This is a genomic window from Rhodoluna sp. (assembly GCF_049276775.1).
Classification (GTDB): domain Bacteria; phylum Actinomycetota; class Actinomycetes; order Actinomycetales; family Microbacteriaceae; genus Rhodoluna.
On record NZ_JBASXC010000062.1, the window covers coordinates 1 to 14,866 of the forward strand.

At 51.3% G+C, this 14,866-nt stretch carries 14 protein-coding genes, 2 tRNA genes and 1 pseudogene; 12 read left to right on the top strand and 5 right to left on the bottom strand.

The features are described from left to right. Positions 1-29 precede the first annotated feature (29 nt). The 3 genes from msrA to ettA all read left to right on the top strand — a co-directional run bounded on the left by msrA (position 30) and on the right by ettA (position 2,951). Entirely contained in the window at positions 30-551 is a 522-nt protein-coding gene (gene msrA, locus WAO31_RS03975) for a peptide-methionine (S)-S-oxide reductase MsrA (RefSeq protein WP_509590547.1), read from the top strand. 96 nt (positions 552-647) lie between these two features. After that, entirely contained in the window at positions 648-1,088 is a 441-nt protein-coding gene (locus WAO31_RS03980) for a single-stranded DNA-binding protein (RefSeq protein ID WP_509590518.1), read from the top strand. Positions 1,089-1,268: 180 nt separating this feature from the next. Next, positions 1,269-2,951, top strand: a complete 1,683-nt coding sequence (gene ettA / locus WAO31_RS03985) for an energy-dependent translational throttle protein EttA (RefSeq protein WP_509590520.1) — start codon at positions 1,269-1,271, stop codon at positions 2,949-2,951. On the opposite strand, the gene WAO31_RS03990 is transcribed toward ettA, so the two are convergent. Continuing rightward, positions 2,923-3,870, bottom strand: coding sequence for an acyl-CoA thioesterase (locus WAO31_RS03990; RefSeq protein WP_509590523.1), 948 nt, complete (start codon positions 3,868-3,870; stop codon positions 2,923-2,925). The genes ettA and WAO31_RS03990 overlap by 29 nt on opposite strands. A gap of 29 nt (positions 3,871-3,899) precedes the next feature. Between WAO31_RS03990 and WAO31_RS03995 the strand changes: the two genes are divergently transcribed. After that, positions 3,900-4,565, top strand: a complete 666-nt coding sequence (locus WAO31_RS03995) for a DUF8185 domain-containing protein (protein ID WP_509590525.1) — start codon at positions 3,900-3,902, stop codon at positions 4,563-4,565. On the opposite strand, the gene WAO31_RS04000 is transcribed toward WAO31_RS03995, so the two are convergent. The 3 genes from WAO31_RS04000 to pepN are packed head-to-tail and all read right to left on the bottom strand — an operon-like array spanning position 4,562 to position 7,899. Beyond that, positions 4,562-5,011, bottom strand: coding sequence for a globin (locus tag WAO31_RS04000; RefSeq protein WP_509590527.1), 450 nt, complete (start codon positions 5,009-5,011; stop codon positions 4,562-4,564). The genes WAO31_RS03995 and WAO31_RS04000 overlap by 4 nt on opposite strands. After that, positions 5,012-5,347 carry a hypothetical protein gene (locus WAO31_RS04005; RefSeq protein WP_509590530.1) on the bottom strand — a complete coding sequence of 112 codons (336 nt, stop codon included), beginning with the start codon at positions 5,345-5,347 and terminating at the stop codon, positions 5,012-5,014. It lies immediately after the preceding gene. After that, a complete protein-coding gene (gene pepN / locus WAO31_RS04010; RefSeq protein WP_509590532.1) occupies positions 5,347-7,899 on the bottom strand; it encodes an aminopeptidase N in 2,553 nt (850 codons plus the stop codon). Before pepN ends, WAO31_RS04005 begins: the two co-directional genes overlap by 1 nt. A 74-nt stretch (positions 7,900-7,973) precedes the next feature. On the opposite strand from pepN, the gene WAO31_RS04015 reads away from it, so the two are divergent. From WAO31_RS04015 to WAO31_RS04025, 3 genes are read left to right on the top strand one after another with little or no spacing between them, the layout of a single operon-like run. Beyond that, positions 7,974-9,155, top strand: a complete 1,182-nt coding sequence (locus tag WAO31_RS04015; RefSeq protein ID WP_509590534.1) for a cation:proton antiporter — start codon at positions 7,974-7,976, stop codon at positions 9,153-9,155. Continuing rightward, positions 9,152-9,622, top strand: coding sequence for a ribose-5-phosphate isomerase (locus WAO31_RS04020; protein ID WP_509590536.1), 471 nt, complete (start codon positions 9,152-9,154; stop codon positions 9,620-9,622). The genes WAO31_RS04015 and WAO31_RS04020 overlap by 4 nt, the downstream gene beginning before the upstream one ends. Positions 9,623-9,629: 7 nt before the next feature. Further along, entirely contained in the window at positions 9,630-10,430 is an 801-nt protein-coding gene (locus WAO31_RS04025) for an Fpg/Nei family DNA glycosylase (protein WP_509590538.1), read from the top strand. Between the two features lie 15 nt (positions 10,431-10,445). On the opposite strand, the gene WAO31_RS04030 is transcribed toward WAO31_RS04025, so the two are convergent. Then, positions 10,446-10,519 (bottom strand) — tRNA-Gly (locus WAO31_RS04030). 76 nt (positions 10,520-10,595) lie between these two features. Here WAO31_RS04030 and WAO31_RS04035 point away from each other — a divergent pair. The 5 genes and pseudogenes from WAO31_RS04035 to clpX all read left to right on the top strand — a co-directional run bounded on the left by WAO31_RS04035 (position 10,596) and on the right by clpX (position 14,730). Beyond that, positions 10,596-10,671: transfer RNA gene (locus WAO31_RS04035), tRNA-Pro, on the top strand. Between the two features lie 57 nt (positions 10,672-10,728). Beyond that, the gene (gene tig, locus WAO31_RS04040) at positions 10,729-12,054 is read left to right on the top strand and encodes a trigger factor (protein ID WP_509590540.1); all 1,326 of its coding nucleotides are present in this window, start codon (positions 10,729-10,731) and stop codon (positions 12,052-12,054) included. An 82-nt stretch (positions 12,055-12,136) separates the two neighbouring features. Continuing rightward, positions 12,137-12,742: pseudogene (locus WAO31_RS04045) on the top strand (ATP-dependent Clp protease proteolytic subunit); the annotation flags it as partial. A 12-nt stretch (positions 12,743-12,754) separates the two neighbouring features. Beyond that, positions 12,755-13,399 (top strand): ATP-dependent Clp protease proteolytic subunit, encoded by a 645-nt coding sequence (locus tag WAO31_RS04050; RefSeq protein WP_509590543.1) that lies wholly within the window; start codon positions 12,755-12,757, stop codon positions 13,397-13,399. A gap of 56 nt (positions 13,400-13,455) precedes the next feature. Further along, a complete protein-coding gene (gene clpX, locus WAO31_RS04055; protein ID WP_509590545.1) occupies positions 13,456-14,730 on the top strand; it encodes an ATP-dependent Clp protease ATP-binding subunit ClpX in 1,275 nt (424 codons plus the stop codon). Positions 14,731-14,866 lie beyond the last annotated feature (136 nt).

A 14,866-nucleotide genomic window follows, 5' to 3' on the forward strand; every position in this document is an offset into this window, starting at 1 on the left:
TTCATAGGCACAAGCCTAAGCTAGCTAGCATGATGAATTTTGTTCTTGGTGGAGGTTGTTTTTGGTGCCTAGATTCGAGCTTTATGCAGTTTCGGGGCATTGAAGACGTTGAGGTTGGCTACGCGGGAGGTCATACCAGCTACCCCGACTACGAAACGGTTTGCTCTGAGTCCACAGGCCATGCCGAGGTGGCCAAGGTCATATTTGACGAGGCGGTAATTCCGGCCGAAACCGTTCTGGATATTTTCTTCACCCTGCACGACCCGACCCAGCTAAACCGTCAGGGCAACGACGTAGGTTCGAGCTACAGAAGCTGCATGTTTTACCAGGACGAGCCTCAGAAGCTTTTATTTGAGGACTCTCTCGATCGAGCCAAACAGGTTTGGGGTCAGGGAATAGTGACAACCCTAGAACCATTGGAAACTTTCTGGATGGGCGAGGAATACCACCAAGACTTCTTCTCCAAGAACCCGAACCAGGGATATTGCAACTTTGTGGTGAAGCCCAAGATGGAAAAAACCGCCAAGGTATTTGCCTCTTTGCTCAAATAAAGTTTTCCACAGATTGTTTTTTCTTCAGCACAGCCAATTCGCATACTGAGATTCTTTTTACCTGATTAGACCAATCAGGTTGAAAGAAGGAAAGTTATGTCAGAAAACTTTACGGTGTCAGGCCTTGTTGCTACCTCACCTCGGCACCTAGTTACCCAAGAAGGATTACCGATCACGTCTTTTAGGTTGGCGTCCTCAAATCGTCGCTACGACAGAACCAAAAAGGCCTGGGTGGATGGTGAAACCAGTTGGTTTACTATCACCTCTTTTAGGCAGCTTGCCATCAATAGTGCTTCATCAATTTCCAAAGGTGATCGAATAGTTGCAACCGGAAGACTCAAGGTTAGAGATTGGGACAATGGAGAACGAACCGGAACATCGGTTGAAATCGAAGCTGATTCGCTTGGCCCGGACCTAACCTGGGGAACATCGGAATTTACTAGAACGGTTTTGGTGCGCGAGGATCCAATGGATCAAGATCCTGATGAAACCGAGCTCGAAGATGAGAGCGAGTTGGTTGGAGCCAAGACCAAATAGAGACTCGGCTAGGCAACTTCCCCCTAAGAGCCTGGCCGTAAAAGACACCCTTTCTACTTAGTGCTGATATGTGAACGGGTCCCTAAGCGGGCCAAATCATTGTCGGATAAACTTACTCCGCACCACACTTGAAGTAGAGAGGGTGTCATTTTTTTGACATCGACAAATTAGGGATTTTAGATGGCTGAGTTTATTTACCAGATGATCAAGGCGCGCAAGGCGCACGGAGATAAGGTCATCCTCGACGATGTCACTTTGTCCTTTTTACCCGGTGCCAAAATCGGTGTGGTGGGCCCAAATGGCTCTGGTAAGTCCTCGGTACTAAAGATCATGGCCGGCATCGACACTCCATCGAATGGAGAAGCCCGGCTCAGCGATGGCTACTCAGTCGGAATCTTGATGCAGGAACCAAAACTAAATGAGGACAAGACCGTTCTTGGAAACGTTGAAGAGGCGGTTCACGAAACCAAGGCCAAGCTGGACCGTTTCAATGAAATCTCCGCAGAGCTTGCTAATCCCGATGCCGATTACGACACCCTGTTGGAAGAGATGGGTATTTTGCAGGAGCAGATTGACCACCTCGATGCGTGGGATTTAGATTCCCAGCTGGAGCAGGCCATGGACGCTCTGCGCTGCCCTCCGGGGGATACTCCCGTCACCCACCTCTCCGGTGGAGAAAAAAGACGCGTTGCACTTTGCAAACTACTTTTAGAAAAGCCCGACCTGTTGCTTCTTGATGAGCCGACCAACCACCTCGATGCCGAGAGCGTTCTCTGGCTCGAGCAGCATTTGGCGAAGTACACCGGTGCCGTTCTGGCAGTGACCCACGATAGGTACTTCCTTGACAACGTGGCCGAGTGGATTTTGGAGCTTGACCGCGGCCGCGCTTACCCCTACGAGGGCAACTACTCGACCTACCTTGAGAAGAAGCGTGAGCGCCTTATGGTCCAGGGTAAAAAAGATGCCAAGTTGGCAAAGCGCCTTTCCGATGAACTCGAGTGGGTCAGGTCGTCACCAAAGGCCAAGCAGACCAAGTCAAAGGCCCGTCTTGCTAAGTACGAGGAGATGGCGTCTGAAGCCGACAAAACTAGAAAGCTTGATTTTGAGGAGATTCAGATTCCGCCGGGCCCGCGGCTTGGAAATGTAGTCCTGGAAGCTAACTCGCTGGTCAAAAAATTTGTAGATCGCACACTGATCTCGAACCTTTCTTTCTCGCTTCCTCGAAATGGAATCGTGGGTGTAATCGGTCCAAACGGCGTCGGTAAGTCGACTCTGTTCAAGATGATTGTTGGCGAAGAGCAACTCGATGGCGGGGAGCTCAAGATTGGTGAGACCGTAAAGATTTCTTACGTTGACCAGTCCCGATCAGGTATCGACCCCGAGAAGAGTCTCTGGGAGGTGGTTTCCGGAGGTCTTGACTACATCCATGTCGGTCAGGTGGAGATGCCATCGAGGGCCTACGTAGCAGCTTTTGGTTTCAAAGGTCCGGACCAGCAAAAAGCGGCCGGTGTTTTATCCGGCGGTGAGAGAAACCGTCTGAACCTGGCTTTGACTTTGAAGCAGGGTGGAAACCTACTGCTACTTGATGAGCCAACTAACGATCTGGATGTTGAAACCCTGGGTTCTTTGGAAAATGCGCTTCTCGAGTTTCCAGGTTGCGCCGTGGTCATCACACACGATCGTTGGTTCTTAGACCGGGTGGCAACTCACATCTTGGCTTACGAGGGCACCGATGAGGATCCTGATAACTGGTATTGGTTCGAGGGTAACTTCGATTCCTACGAGGCCAACAAGATTGAACGCTTAGGTCCTGAGGCCGCGAAGCCTCACCGTTCTACCTACCGAAGACTGACAAGAGACTAGCAACCGCCCCCTCGGGCACTCTAACCATTCCCTCTTGGGCCACGGTTGCAAGCAGCACTCCGTCGCGGCTAAATATTTTCCCAAGGGCTAGACCGCGGCTGTTTTGCGCAGCGGGGGATTCTTGAACGTAGAGCATCCACTCGTCGACCTTGGCCGGTGCATGAAACCACATCGCGTGATCCAGGCTCGCAGTTTTGAGTCCGGGCCTGGCCCAGGAGATTTTGTGTCTTCTGTAGATGCTTTCTAAAAGCGTGAAGTCTGAAGCGTAAGCAAGTGCAGCCTGGTGCAGCTGTTGAGATTTTGGAAGTTCGCCAATTGCTTTTAGCCAAACTGCTTGGTGAGCTACCGGCTCACCTTTTACCTCGAAGTAGATCGGCGACTGCACGTGTCTCATATCAAAAGGTCTCGCCTTGGCCCAGTACTGGGCAACCGGGTGGGGAATGCCACCAAGCACATCTGCAGCTGAGGGAAGGTCCTCGGGGGCGGTGATGTTGGCGGGCATTTCCTCCTGATGAGTCAGTCCCGGGCTTTCACTTTGGAAAGATGCAATCATGGAGAAGATTGGCTCCCCTTTTTGGTAGGCCTGGACTCTTCTGGTTGAGAAGGAACGTCCGTCTCTCAATCGGTCAACTGAAAAAGTAATTGGTAGCTCAATATCTCCGGGTCTTAGGAAGTAGCCGTGAAGCGAATGTAGTGTTCGTTCCGGATCAACGGTTCTGGTGGCAGCAACGTGACACTGGGCCAGCACTTGACCACCAAAGACCCTTCCGTGAGGCATCCACTGGGAAGGCCCGATGAAAATGTCTTCTTTGGTTCTGGCTCCACCGGCATCTTTTATATCCAGCGCCAGAATTAGATCGGCAAGTGGGTCTTCGGGTGGGACTCGGCTCACGTGAATCGGTGTCCTAACTTGGGTCAACAGCTTTCACAGGTTAGTTTAGTTCTCTAATGAAAAACAGCTTCCAGCTTCTTGACGAGCAAACTGCCAAGGACCTCAAGTCCTACTTAACTAGGGCCAAGAAGATGGACCCCAAGGGGATAGTTCGGCTTCGTGCCTTCGGCACTTTACTCACCGCCTACGTTGCACCACTTTTCACCGGAAGCATCCTAGAGGACGGCCCCACGGTTCTTGGCCTTAGAACCATGGAGCTTAAGGAAGAGACCGAGATAAATATCTTGGTTCCGATTCAGGCGGTGCTTGACCGAATTGCCTTCGAGCTAGAAAAGCCCGAGACTTCAGAACGATTTATTTTTGACATGGTATCCAGTGAGCGAGTTCCTTGGGCGGGGGTTTCCCCTCCTCGAACCGGCTGGGTCGAAGCCGGTTTCCTAGCCGAGCACATGCTGACTAACGTCGCAAAGCGCGGAATCATTGAAGTTACCGAGACAATTCCTGAGTCGGTCGGTGGACCCATAGCCGCAAGAATCAGAGCAGAGGTTTGGGGACGAGCCATTGATCTTGAGTCCAAGGTTCCAGCTGGTGCAGCTTTTGCCGCCGCAGGTTTGGGGTTTTTAGTGAGGGATGAAAACGTTCCGGTATTTCACTCGCAGGGTTGGGTGAGGCTCTCAACCGATTTCGGTCACGTGCTCTCTAAAGAGGCCAAGCACTTCTAGTCATCGAAGCTATTTAACATCGCGGTTGCTGCGCGATCTAGGTACCCCCAAAGTTCAGCCTGCTGAAGCTCTGGAAGCTCGAGCGAATCAACTGCCACCTTCATATGGTGGAGCCACCGCTCTCGAGCTAGCGGATTTATCTTGAATGGTGAGTGCCTCATGCGAAGTCTGGGGTGGCCCCTGGTTTCTTGATAGGTGGTTGGTCCGCCCCAGTACTGCTCCAAGAACATGCGAAGCCTATCCGCAGCTCCAGCCATGTCATCCTCCGGATACATCGGAAGCAGCACTTCATCCTGGGCCACTCCCTCGTAGAACTTGTCAGTGAGTTTTTTAAAAGTGGCAGTACCACCGATTAGTTCGAAGAAGTTACCACCAACTCTCTCACCGGATAGGCCTTTGATTCGAACGGTCTCCACTCTTGCCGCATCTTCAAAATCGTTAGACATTTATTTCCTTGCAGCCCTAGTTTTGCCCTCCGGAGTTGAAAGCTTTACGCCGGCCTTATCGAGAGCCTTCTTGGCCTCCATTCTTAGTGCTCGGGTAATAGCGTCCTTTTTTGAAGGCCTCACTTGCTGAACCATTCGGGCTCTGGCAAGCGGTGAGGCATCGAGGGCTTTAGTGTCTGCTACGCCCTCGCGTTTTTTTACACCGGTGGTGACCGTGGTGACAATGCGCTTTATGATCACCAGTAGAACCCAGCGCACCAGAATAAGCCCCAGGATAATTAGAAGGATTCGCACCGCGAAAGCCCAGTCACCGGCAATTTCGTTTAGCCATTCCATTAGTTCTCCTTGCTATCTGTCTGCTGCGACCTAATGGCCCTGACAACTCCGGCCAAGTTTTCAATGAGTATTCTCTTGAGCGCCGGCTTTGATGAAAGTTCTGGATTTTCTAGGAACTTTTCTGTTTTTTCAACCAGAGCACTATTTGCAAGAGAAAGAGGGTAAAGATTCACCAGTAGATAATCGGCCATGTGGTAGCTCTTTTGTTCCCAAATAGAAAGCACCTTGGAAAAGTACTGGTCAACAAAAGGCTCCAGTAGAGATGTGTCAAGTACTCGCCCAAAGGCAAGGCTCGCCGAATTCAACAGGGCATTACTCAATTCATCGGTGTCGACGAGTTTGTTGAACATCTCCTGCTTGGACTTTGGATCAGGAAGCGCGGCGATAGCCGCTGCGTGAGCCTTTTGGCCGTTGGCCGTGTTGTCAGCTTCTAGCTCAACATCAATTCTTTCTTTGGTCACCTTGCCACCTACCGAAAGTGAGGTGAGTAGCTCCCAGCGAAGGTCGGTGTCAATCTTGAGTCCGTCGAGCTGACTCTTCCCGCTCAGCAGATCTGCAACAGCAACGAGCTGGCTGTGACTCCTAGCAAACTGTGCGAAGAACTTCACAAACTGTAACTGGGCGTCGGATCCGGCCTTGGCATTTTGAGCAAGTTTCAGCAGCCCCTCTGCCACCTCAAGTTGGACTTCTAGTCTGTGCTTTGGGGCGGTGAATAGGTTGGTCACCGTGAGCAGCTGCCGAAGCAAAGTAGTCATGGTGGTTGACTCTGTTTCTTCCGCGATGTGAGCAAGAGCCAGCCTGATGAAATTCCTGGCGCTGGTCTCACCGTCGCGAGTTGCGTCCCAAACCGAGCCCCAAACCAGTGCTCTTGCTAGCGGGTCTTCGATTTTTGAGAGTTTGGCCAAGGCGGTAGAAAAAGACTGCTCATCAAGACGAATCTTTGCGTAGCTGAGATCGTCATCGTTTATAAGCAAAAGCGCAGGACGTTTCTTTCCAATAAGCTCCGAAACTTCTGTTCTTTCACCCTGAACGTCCAATTCGATACGCTCGGTTCGAACTAGCTTTCCATCAACGTCCTCGTAGAGGCCAACCGCAAGGCGGTGCGGACGCAGGTATGGGTAGTCGGCAATTGCCGACTGCACAATTGCAAAGGACTCGATTACACCTTCCGACTCTTGGATTTGCGGAACCAAAAGATTCACTCCGGCAGTTTCCAGCCAGAGTTTTGACCAATCCAAAAGGTCTCTTCCGCTTTCGGCTTCCAATTCTTTTAGTAGGTCAGCGAGCTCTGTGTTTTGGAATGCGTGCTTCTTAAAGTAAGCAGACACTCCGCGCATGAATGGCTCTTGCCCAACCCACGCAACCAACTGCTTCAGAACAGATGCACCCTTGGCGTAAGTGATGCCGTCGAAATTGACCTGAACATCTTCCAGATTGTTGATCTCAGCAACGATGGGATGGGTTGAGGGAAGTTGGTCTTGGCGATAGGCCCAGGATTTCTCCAGCGAAGCGAAGGTTGCCCAAGCCCCATGCCATTCGGTTGCCTCGGCGGTTGCCAGAGTGGAGGCGTACTCAGCGAAGGATTCATTGAGCCAAAGATCATTCCACCAGCGCATTGTGACCAGGTCACCAAACCACATGTGGGCAAGCTCGTGAAGAATTGTGACCACCCGACGCTCACGAGTCGCATCGGTCACCTTGGATCTGAAGACGTAGCTTTCTGTGAAGGTAACAGCTCCTGCATTTTCCATGGCTCCGGCGTTGAACTCCGGAACAAATAGTTGATCGTATTTTTCAAACGGGTAAGAAACGCCAAACTGCGCCTCAAAGAACTCAAAGCCCTGTTTGGTCTTTTCGAAAATGTACTCGGCGTCTAGGTACTCAAAAAGAGACTTTCTACAAAATACCCCGAGCGGTACTACTTTGCCCGAGCTCGAGGTGAGCTGATCGTTTACCTCGACGTAGGGCCCTGCGATAAGCGCGGTTATGTAGCTCGAGATTCTTGGGGTCGGTTCAAAGTTCCAAACCGATACCCCCTCGCGAAGCTCGTGAGGCTGAGGTGTGGGGGAGTTGGAAACAATCTTCCAGTAAGCGGGGGCCGTTATGTTGAAGCTAAAAGTTGCCTTCAAGTCTGGCTGCTCGAAAACCGCAAACATCCGCCTTGAGTCTGGAACTTCAAACTGAGTGTAAAGGTAAACCTCCCCATCAACGGGGTCTACAAATCGGTGCAGTCCCTCTCCGGTGTTGGTGTATTTACCCGAAGCGACAACCACCAGTTCGTTCTCTGCAGCGAGATTTGGTAATTGAATTCGTATACCGTCGGAAACTTTGGCCGGATCTAGCACCTCACCGTTTAGTACCACTGAGTGAACAGCATGAGTGATTGCGTCAATAAAGGTCGATGACCCCTCTTTAGCACTAAATCTGACTCGGGTATTTGATGCAAAGGTCTCTGAGCCGGCAGTTAGGTCAATCTCGATCTCGTAACTTTGGACGGAGACGGTTTCTGCGCGCTCAATGGCTTCGTGTCTCGTGAGATTTTCTCCAGGCAAGCGATTCAAACCTTTCTAGCCAGGTATGCCATCAAAGCCTAACTTGGAGGCGGGGGGTGTGAAACAATAGCGGCATGATTCAACCATTAATGGCTTCCGAGGGCACAGCTGAAACGGCCATGACTCTGGCTGAAATTGGAGCACTACTTCTAGGACTTGGTGTGCTGGCCTTTATTGCCGCTCGGATTCGATTTTCGGTTGTGCCGGTATATCTTCTGGTTGGACTAATCGTTGGACAGGGGGGATTTGGACTCATCGGCCTAAGCCAAGACTTTCTAGATTTAGGTGCTCAGATTGGTGCCATCTTGCTGCTTCTGCTTCTTGGTATAGAGCACTCCGCGCCCGATTTAGCTAAAGCATTCAAGGAAAGAAAATCAGCTGGATTTTTCGATGTCGCTGTGAACTTTCTTCCGGGTGCTGCGCTTGCCCTGCTTTTTGGCTGGGGACCACTTGCCGCGATTGCTGTTGGCGGAATCAGCTACGTCTCTTCTTCGGGTATCGCCTCAGAACTGATTAGGGAAACCGGATGGCGGCGTTCAGAGCTTTCCAAGCGAATCGTGACCATTTTGGTTTTTGAGGACCTGGCCCTTGCTCCCTACCTACCTCTTCTTTCCTCACTGGTCCTGGGCCTTTCCGCCTTCGCGGGTTTGATTTCGGTTTCTATCGCTTTGATGATTACCGGAATCATTTTGATCATCTCCTACCGCGGCAAAGTTCAGTGGTCGAGGATTTTGAATCCGGACGTCCCGAGTGCTCTGTTGCTCACCATTTTTGGTTCTGCACTTCTAGCAGCCGGTGTTGCGGACCTGGCTGGATTCTCGGGGGCGGTGGCTGCTTTTCTAGTCGGACTCCTCTTAACTGGTGAGGTTGCCAACACGGTTCGAGGCCGCCTAGGTTCACTTCGTGACCTGTTCGCTGCCATCTTCTTTCTGTTCTTCGGACTGGCAACTAACTTGGCCGATCTAGTTGCCGTTTTTCCTGCAGTTGCAGCTCTTGTTATCTTGGGGGTTGCTGGCAAGTTTGCGGTGGGCTGGTGGATCACCAAGGACATGAACGACAATATGATGTGGATTAGAGCAGGGGCTTTTTTGACGCCACGCGGAGAGTTTTCAATGGTCATCGCAGCTTTGGCTGCTCCTGCGGTTCTGTCAGTCAGCCTGCAGGCCATCACCCTCAGCTACGTCTTCATCACCGCAGTTATAGGTTCGTTAGTCTTACGATTTATTAGAAGCGGCTTCGACAGGGAGGCAAATTGAGAATTCACATCGCAACCGATCACGCCGGTCTTGAGACAAGTCACTTTCTGATTGATTCACTCACCTCTCTGGGGCATGAGGTTTTTGATCACGGGCCAAAGTCTTATGACCCTCTTGATGACTACCCGAGTTTTTGCATCAATGCGGCACTAGCTGTTGTAAAGGACGAGCAGTCCGGCACCAAGGCTCTGGGTATTGTTTTGGGTGGCTCTGGAAACGGTGAGCAGATTGCCGCCAATAAAGTTAGGGGAGTTAGGGCAGCCCTGGCCTGGAACGAGGACACCGCAAAGCTTGCCAGATCTCACAACGACGCTAACGTTGTCGCGCTAGGGGCAAGACAGCACTCGAAAGAGGAAGTTCTCGAGCTAATCAAGCTTTTTATAGCCGAGCCCTTTAGCGGCGACGAACGTCACGCTCGTCGAATTGGAAAGATCGCAACCTTTGAGCAAACCGGCGAGATTCTTTAGATAAAAAATGCCCGAGGGTCATTCCATACACCGCGTTGCCAACACCTTTGGAAGAGATTACCTAAACTCTAAAGTCAAAATCTTCTCCCCTCAGGGAAGATTCGAGTCAGATGCCAAACTGGTCTCGGGTCGGAAGCTTGTTCGGTCAACTGCTATTGGCAAGCAGTTATTTCTTGAATTTGATAACGAGCTAACCCTTCGAATTCACCTTGGCATTTACGGGAAGTGGAACTTCTATAAGGTGCCTCTTTCCAAAGCTCCCGAGGTTTGGGGCGCCGTTCGAGCACGGTTTGGAGTTACCAATTTTTCTTGCGACCTTCGCGGGCCCACGGTCTGTGAGGTAATCGATCAAGGGGCAGTAGACATAGTTAGAAAGCGCCTAGGCCCAGACCCGTTGACTCCTGACCCAACCGGCTCCGAGGCGATGAAGTTTGTTTCCAAGGTCAAAAGCTCAAGAGCTCCAATTGCGGCTGCACTAATGAACCAGGCTGTAATAAGCGGTATCGGCAATGTATATCGTGCGGAGCTACTCTTCCGAGCCGGACTGAACCCTAAAACTCCAGGACAGGAGCTTTCCGAAGAGCGACTTCTCGGTATCTGGGATGACTCTGTCAAACTCATGCGTATCGGGGTAAAAAAGGGAATCATGCTGACCCGTGATGACTTTCTCACCGGACGAGTTCTTCTCGAGAATCGCTACTTCGTGTACAAGCGTGAAGGATTGCCGTGCAGGGTATGCAATAAGAAGGTAGCCATGGAGGAGTTATTATCCAGGAAGCTTTACTTCTGCCCAAGCTGTCAGAAGTGAAGGTTATTCAGTGAGTGGAGCGGGTGACGGGAATCGAACCCGCGCCATCAGTTTGGAAAACTGAGGCTCTACCATTGAGCTACACCCGCGAAACGTGTACGCAACCCCTCTATTGTATGGGATAGACTAACCGAGGTTGTTGAAGGTCCAAAGTCTTCAATCCACCGGGGTGTAGCGTAGTGGCTAGCGCGCCTGCTTTGGGAGCAGGATATCGCAGGTTCGAGTCCTGTCACCCCGACCACAGAAAAATAAACACCTTGCCCCTTTTTTATTAGGGTCTCACCCCCAGGAGATTAGCTTGAAGACCACAGTCGACCGCATCAATCCAACTCGCGTGAAGCTCAACATCGAGGTGACACCGGACGAGTTCAAGCCTTCTCTAGACCACGCCTACGAGCACATCGCCGAGCAGGTCAATGTTCCTGGTTTTAGAAAAGGCAAGATTCCTGCAGCGATCTTGGATCAGCGAGTTGGCCGCCCGGCGATTTTGGCTCACGCCATAAACGATGGCCTAGACGGCATTTACAAAAAAGCTCTCGAGGAAGCCAAGCTTCGACCCCTGGGTCAACCGCAGGCCGATGTGAAGCAGAGCCCAGATGAGAAAACATTTTTGGGCAATCTTGTAGTTGAAATTGAGGTAGAGGTAAGACCCGAGATCAAACTGCCAAATTACAAGGGCCTAAAGGTCGAAGTTGACACCATCAAGGTTGCTGGAAAAGAAGTTGAGGAAGAGCTAGACGCCCTTCGCGCTCGCTTTGGAACTCTAAAAACAGTCGAGCGAGCGACCAAGAAGGGTGATTTTGTATCAATTGACCTCTCAGCCACCATCGAGGGTAAGGAAATCGATTCCGCAGAGAATATCTCATACGAAGTTGGTTCTGGAAACCTACTCGATGGCATCGACGAGGCAATCGATACCCTAACCGCAGGTGAGACAACGGTCTTCCGATCCAAGCTGGTCGGCGGTGACATGGCCGGAGTCGAGGCCGAGGTTACAGTCAAGGTAATTGCAGTCAAGGAGCGAGAGCTACCGGTGGCGGACGACGCCTTTGCACAGCTCGCCAGTCAGTTCGACACCCTTAAAGAACTCAAAGACGACATCGAGGCTCAGATCGCAAAGGCCAAGACCTACTCGCAGGGAGCTCAGGCGAGATCTGCTGTCACCGACCAGCTACTAAAGCTAGTTGATGTTCCGGTTTCGAAAGAGCTAATCGAGTCCGATGTCAATCGTCACCTGGAGGGCGAGGGCCGACTGACCGACGATAAGCACCGCGCCGAGGTGACCGAAGAGTCTGAAAAGTCCTTCAAGGTTCAGATGCTGCTTGACGAAATTGCCGAAGCCGAAGAACTTAAGGTGAACGAGCAGGAGCTCATGCAGTACCTGGTAATGAGTAGCCAGAACTACGGCATGGAGCCAAATGAATTCATTGAGACCATTAGCAAAAACGGTCAGGTTCCCGCTTTTGTTGGAGAGGTCTCCAGGCGCAAGGCCCTTCACGTTGTGCTTGCGGAGGCAACCGTCCAAGATAAGGCCGGGGCCAAAGTTGATCTGACCGATTTTCTCAAGGGAACCAGCCAGGTAGCTTCTGGCCCTGACGAGCACGCCGGACACGACCACGACTAAGACACGTACTTTATTGCCCTAGGCGAACAAGGCTAAAACCAGGCGTTTTGGCAAGTATCTTTGACGTTAGACGAAGGCCCAATCAAATCTAGGAGCAAGGCTACAAATGGCAGATAAAGCTATGGAAAAGTTCTCGACCGCTGATCGGTTGCTGAAAGATCGCATCATTTGGCTAGGCAGCGAGGTAAGAGACGACATCGCAAATGAGATTTGCGCAAAGATGCTGTTTCTAGCGGCGGAAGACTCCAGCAAGGACATCTACCTATACATCAACTCTCCCGGCGGTTCGATTACTGCCGGCATGGCCATCTACGACACCATGCAGTACGTTCCAAACGACATCGTGACAGTTGGAATCGGTATGGCGGCTTCGATGGGTCAGTTCCTTCTTTCTTCGGGAACCAAGGGTAAGAGGTATGCGACCCCCAACACCCGTGTGCTACTTCACCAGCCACTTGGTGGATTCGGTGGAACAGCATCCGACATTCAAACCCAAGCGGAGCTGATCATGTCAATGAAGCGTCAGCTGGCACAGATTACAGCAGACCAGACCGGTAAAACCCTCGAGCAGATCATGGCAGACGGTGACCGCGACCGCTGGTTCACAGCAGCTGAGGCTCTCGAGTACGGATTCATTGATCAAATTCAGGCGTCGGCTGTCAGCGCAACCGGTGTTGGAACCAAGTAGGGAGAAAACCAAGTGTCCATCGATTTTTCAAAGCTGAGCCCAGAGGCCCGCTACATTCTCCCAAGCTTCGAGGAGAGAACCTCCTACGGCTTTAAGCGTCAAGACCCATACAACAAGTTGTTTGAGGACCGCATCGTTTTTCTAGGTGTTCAAGTTGACGACGCATCCGCTGATGACGTCATGGCACAGCTACTGGTTCTAGAAAGCCAGGACCCGGACCGCGACATCACAATGTACATCAACTCACCAGGTGGGTCATTTACCGCAATGACGGCGATTTACGACACCATGCAGTACATTCGTCCACACATTCAGACCGTTTGCCTGGGTCAGGCAGCTTCTGCCGCGGCAGTGTTGTTGGCTGCCGGCGCCCCAGGTAAGCGCCTCGCACTTCCAAACGCTCGAATTTTGATTCACCAGCCGGCAACCGGCGACTCCGGTCGTGGCCAGGCATCGGATATTGAAATTCAGGCCCGGGAAATCATGCGTCTTCGCGAGTGGCTAGAGATGACTCTGTCAAAGCACTCGAAGCGCTCAATAGAAGAAGTAAATAAGGACATCGACCGTGACAAAATCTTGACCTCTGAAGAGGCCTTGGAATACGGGCTAATCGACCAGGTCCTTACCTCCCGTAAGAACCCAATCCCTGCAAGTTAGGCAACTTGGGGTGAACCTAACCTTGATTGTCGGGGCTGGGTAATAGGGTTTTAGCTATGACAAAACTCAGTGAGTCCGGCGACCTACTCAAGTGCTCTTTCTGTGGAAAGAGCCAAAAGCAGGTACGCAAGCTAATTGCTGGACCCGGCGTATACATTTGCGACGAGTGCATTGAGCTTTGCAACGAAATTATTGAAGAAGAACTCGGGGCGGCTGCCACCAAAGAGTTCGAAGACATTGAGCTTCCAAAGCCGAAGGAAATCTTCGGCTACCTCGACGAGTACGTTATCGGACAAGACAAAGCCAAAAAAGTGCTTTCGGTTGCTGTTTACAACCACTACAAGCGAATCCGATCGGTTGGAACACTCACCGCTGCTGGTAAAGAGCACGACTCCATCGAAATTGCAAAGTCCAACATTTTGATGATTGGCCCAACCGGTTGCGGAAAGACCTACCTGGCTCAGACTCTGGCCAAGCGGTTGAATGTTCCTTTTGCCGTAGCTGACGCTACAGCTTTGACCGAAGCCGGATATGTCGGTGAAGACGTCGAGAACATTCTCTTGAAACTTCTTCAAGCGGCTGATTTCGACGTCAAACGTGCCGAACAGGGAATTATCTACATCGATGAGATTGACAAGATTTCCCGAAAAGCCGAGAACCCCTCAATCACCCGAGATGTCTCTGGCGAGGGTGTTCAGCAGGCGCTGCTAAAGATCTTGGAGGGCACCGTAGCTTCGGTCCCACCTCAAGGCGGTAGAAAGCACCCTCAGCAGGAGTTCATTCAGATCGATACCACCAATGTCCTGTTTATCGTGGCCGGAGCTTTCGCAGGCCTTGAGGAAATAATCTCAAACCGTTCAGGTAAGCGAGGAATTGGTTTTGGTAACGAGGTCAAGTCTCACGGCATCGACCCCGATATTTTCAACGATGTTCAGTCTGAGGATCTGCGTAAGTTTGGCCTAATCCCAGAATTCATCGGACGTCTTCCTGTTATCGCAACCGTTGAACCTCTTGATCGCGCAGCCCTTATGGATATCTTGACCGTTCCAAAGAATGCTCTGACTAAGCAGTACCAGAGAATGTTTGAACTTGATGGCTTTGAGCTCGAGTTTGACACTAAGGCACTTGAGTTGATGGCTGACATGGCAATCGATCACGAAACTGGCGCCCGAGGACTAAGAGCAATTCTTGAGAACACGCTGGGTCCGATAATGTTCGAGATACCAACCATGGAAAATCAAGGGATTGTGAAAATCACCAAAGACGTGGTTCTGGGTAAGAAAGAAGCAGAAATCACTCCCTTCAAGAAGCAGCAAGAAAAGTCTGCCTAATAAATGTCACAGGCGGCTAAGCCAGCAAAAGAACTAAAAGCCCCGATCATCGCAGGGGTTGTGGCGTCGATTTCCGGATCAGCTGCAACCTTTGGAATTGCAATCGCGGGCCTGCTGGCAATGGGGGCGACCAGAG

Excerpts from the sequence above, each read along its gene's own strand:
- WAO31_RS03995 (WP_509590525.1), top strand. The coding sequence starts at position 3,900 with ATGAAAAACAGCTTCCAGCTTCTTGACGAGCAAACTGCCAAGGACCTC.
- WAO31_RS04025 (WP_509590538.1), top strand. The coding sequence starts at position 9,630 with ATGCCCGAGGGTCATTCCATACACCGCGTTGCCAACACCTTTGGAAGA.
- WAO31_RS04015 (WP_509590534.1), top strand. The coding sequence starts at position 7,974 with ATGATTCAACCATTAATGGCTTCCGAGGGCACAGCTGAAACGGCCATG.
- msrA (WP_509590547.1), top strand. The coding sequence starts at position 30 with ATGATGAATTTTGTTCTTGGTGGAGGTTGTTTTTGGTGCCTAGATTCG.
- ettA (WP_509590520.1), top strand. The coding sequence starts at position 1,269 with ATGGCTGAGTTTATTTACCAGATGATCAAGGCGCGCAAGGCGCACGGA.
- WAO31_RS04000 (WP_509590527.1), bottom strand. The coding sequence starts at position 5,011 with ATGTCTAACGATTTTGAAGATGCGGCAAGAGTGGAGACCGTTCGAATC.
- WAO31_RS03980 (WP_509590518.1), top strand. The coding sequence starts at position 648 with ATGTCAGAAAACTTTACGGTGTCAGGCCTTGTTGCTACCTCACCTCGG.
- clpX (WP_509590545.1), top strand. The coding sequence starts at position 13,456 with ATGACAAAACTCAGTGAGTCCGGCGACCTACTCAAGTGCTCTTTCTGT.
- WAO31_RS04005 (WP_509590530.1), bottom strand. The coding sequence starts at position 5,347 with ATGGAATGGCTAAACGAAATTGCCGGTGACTGGGCTTTCGCGGTGCGA.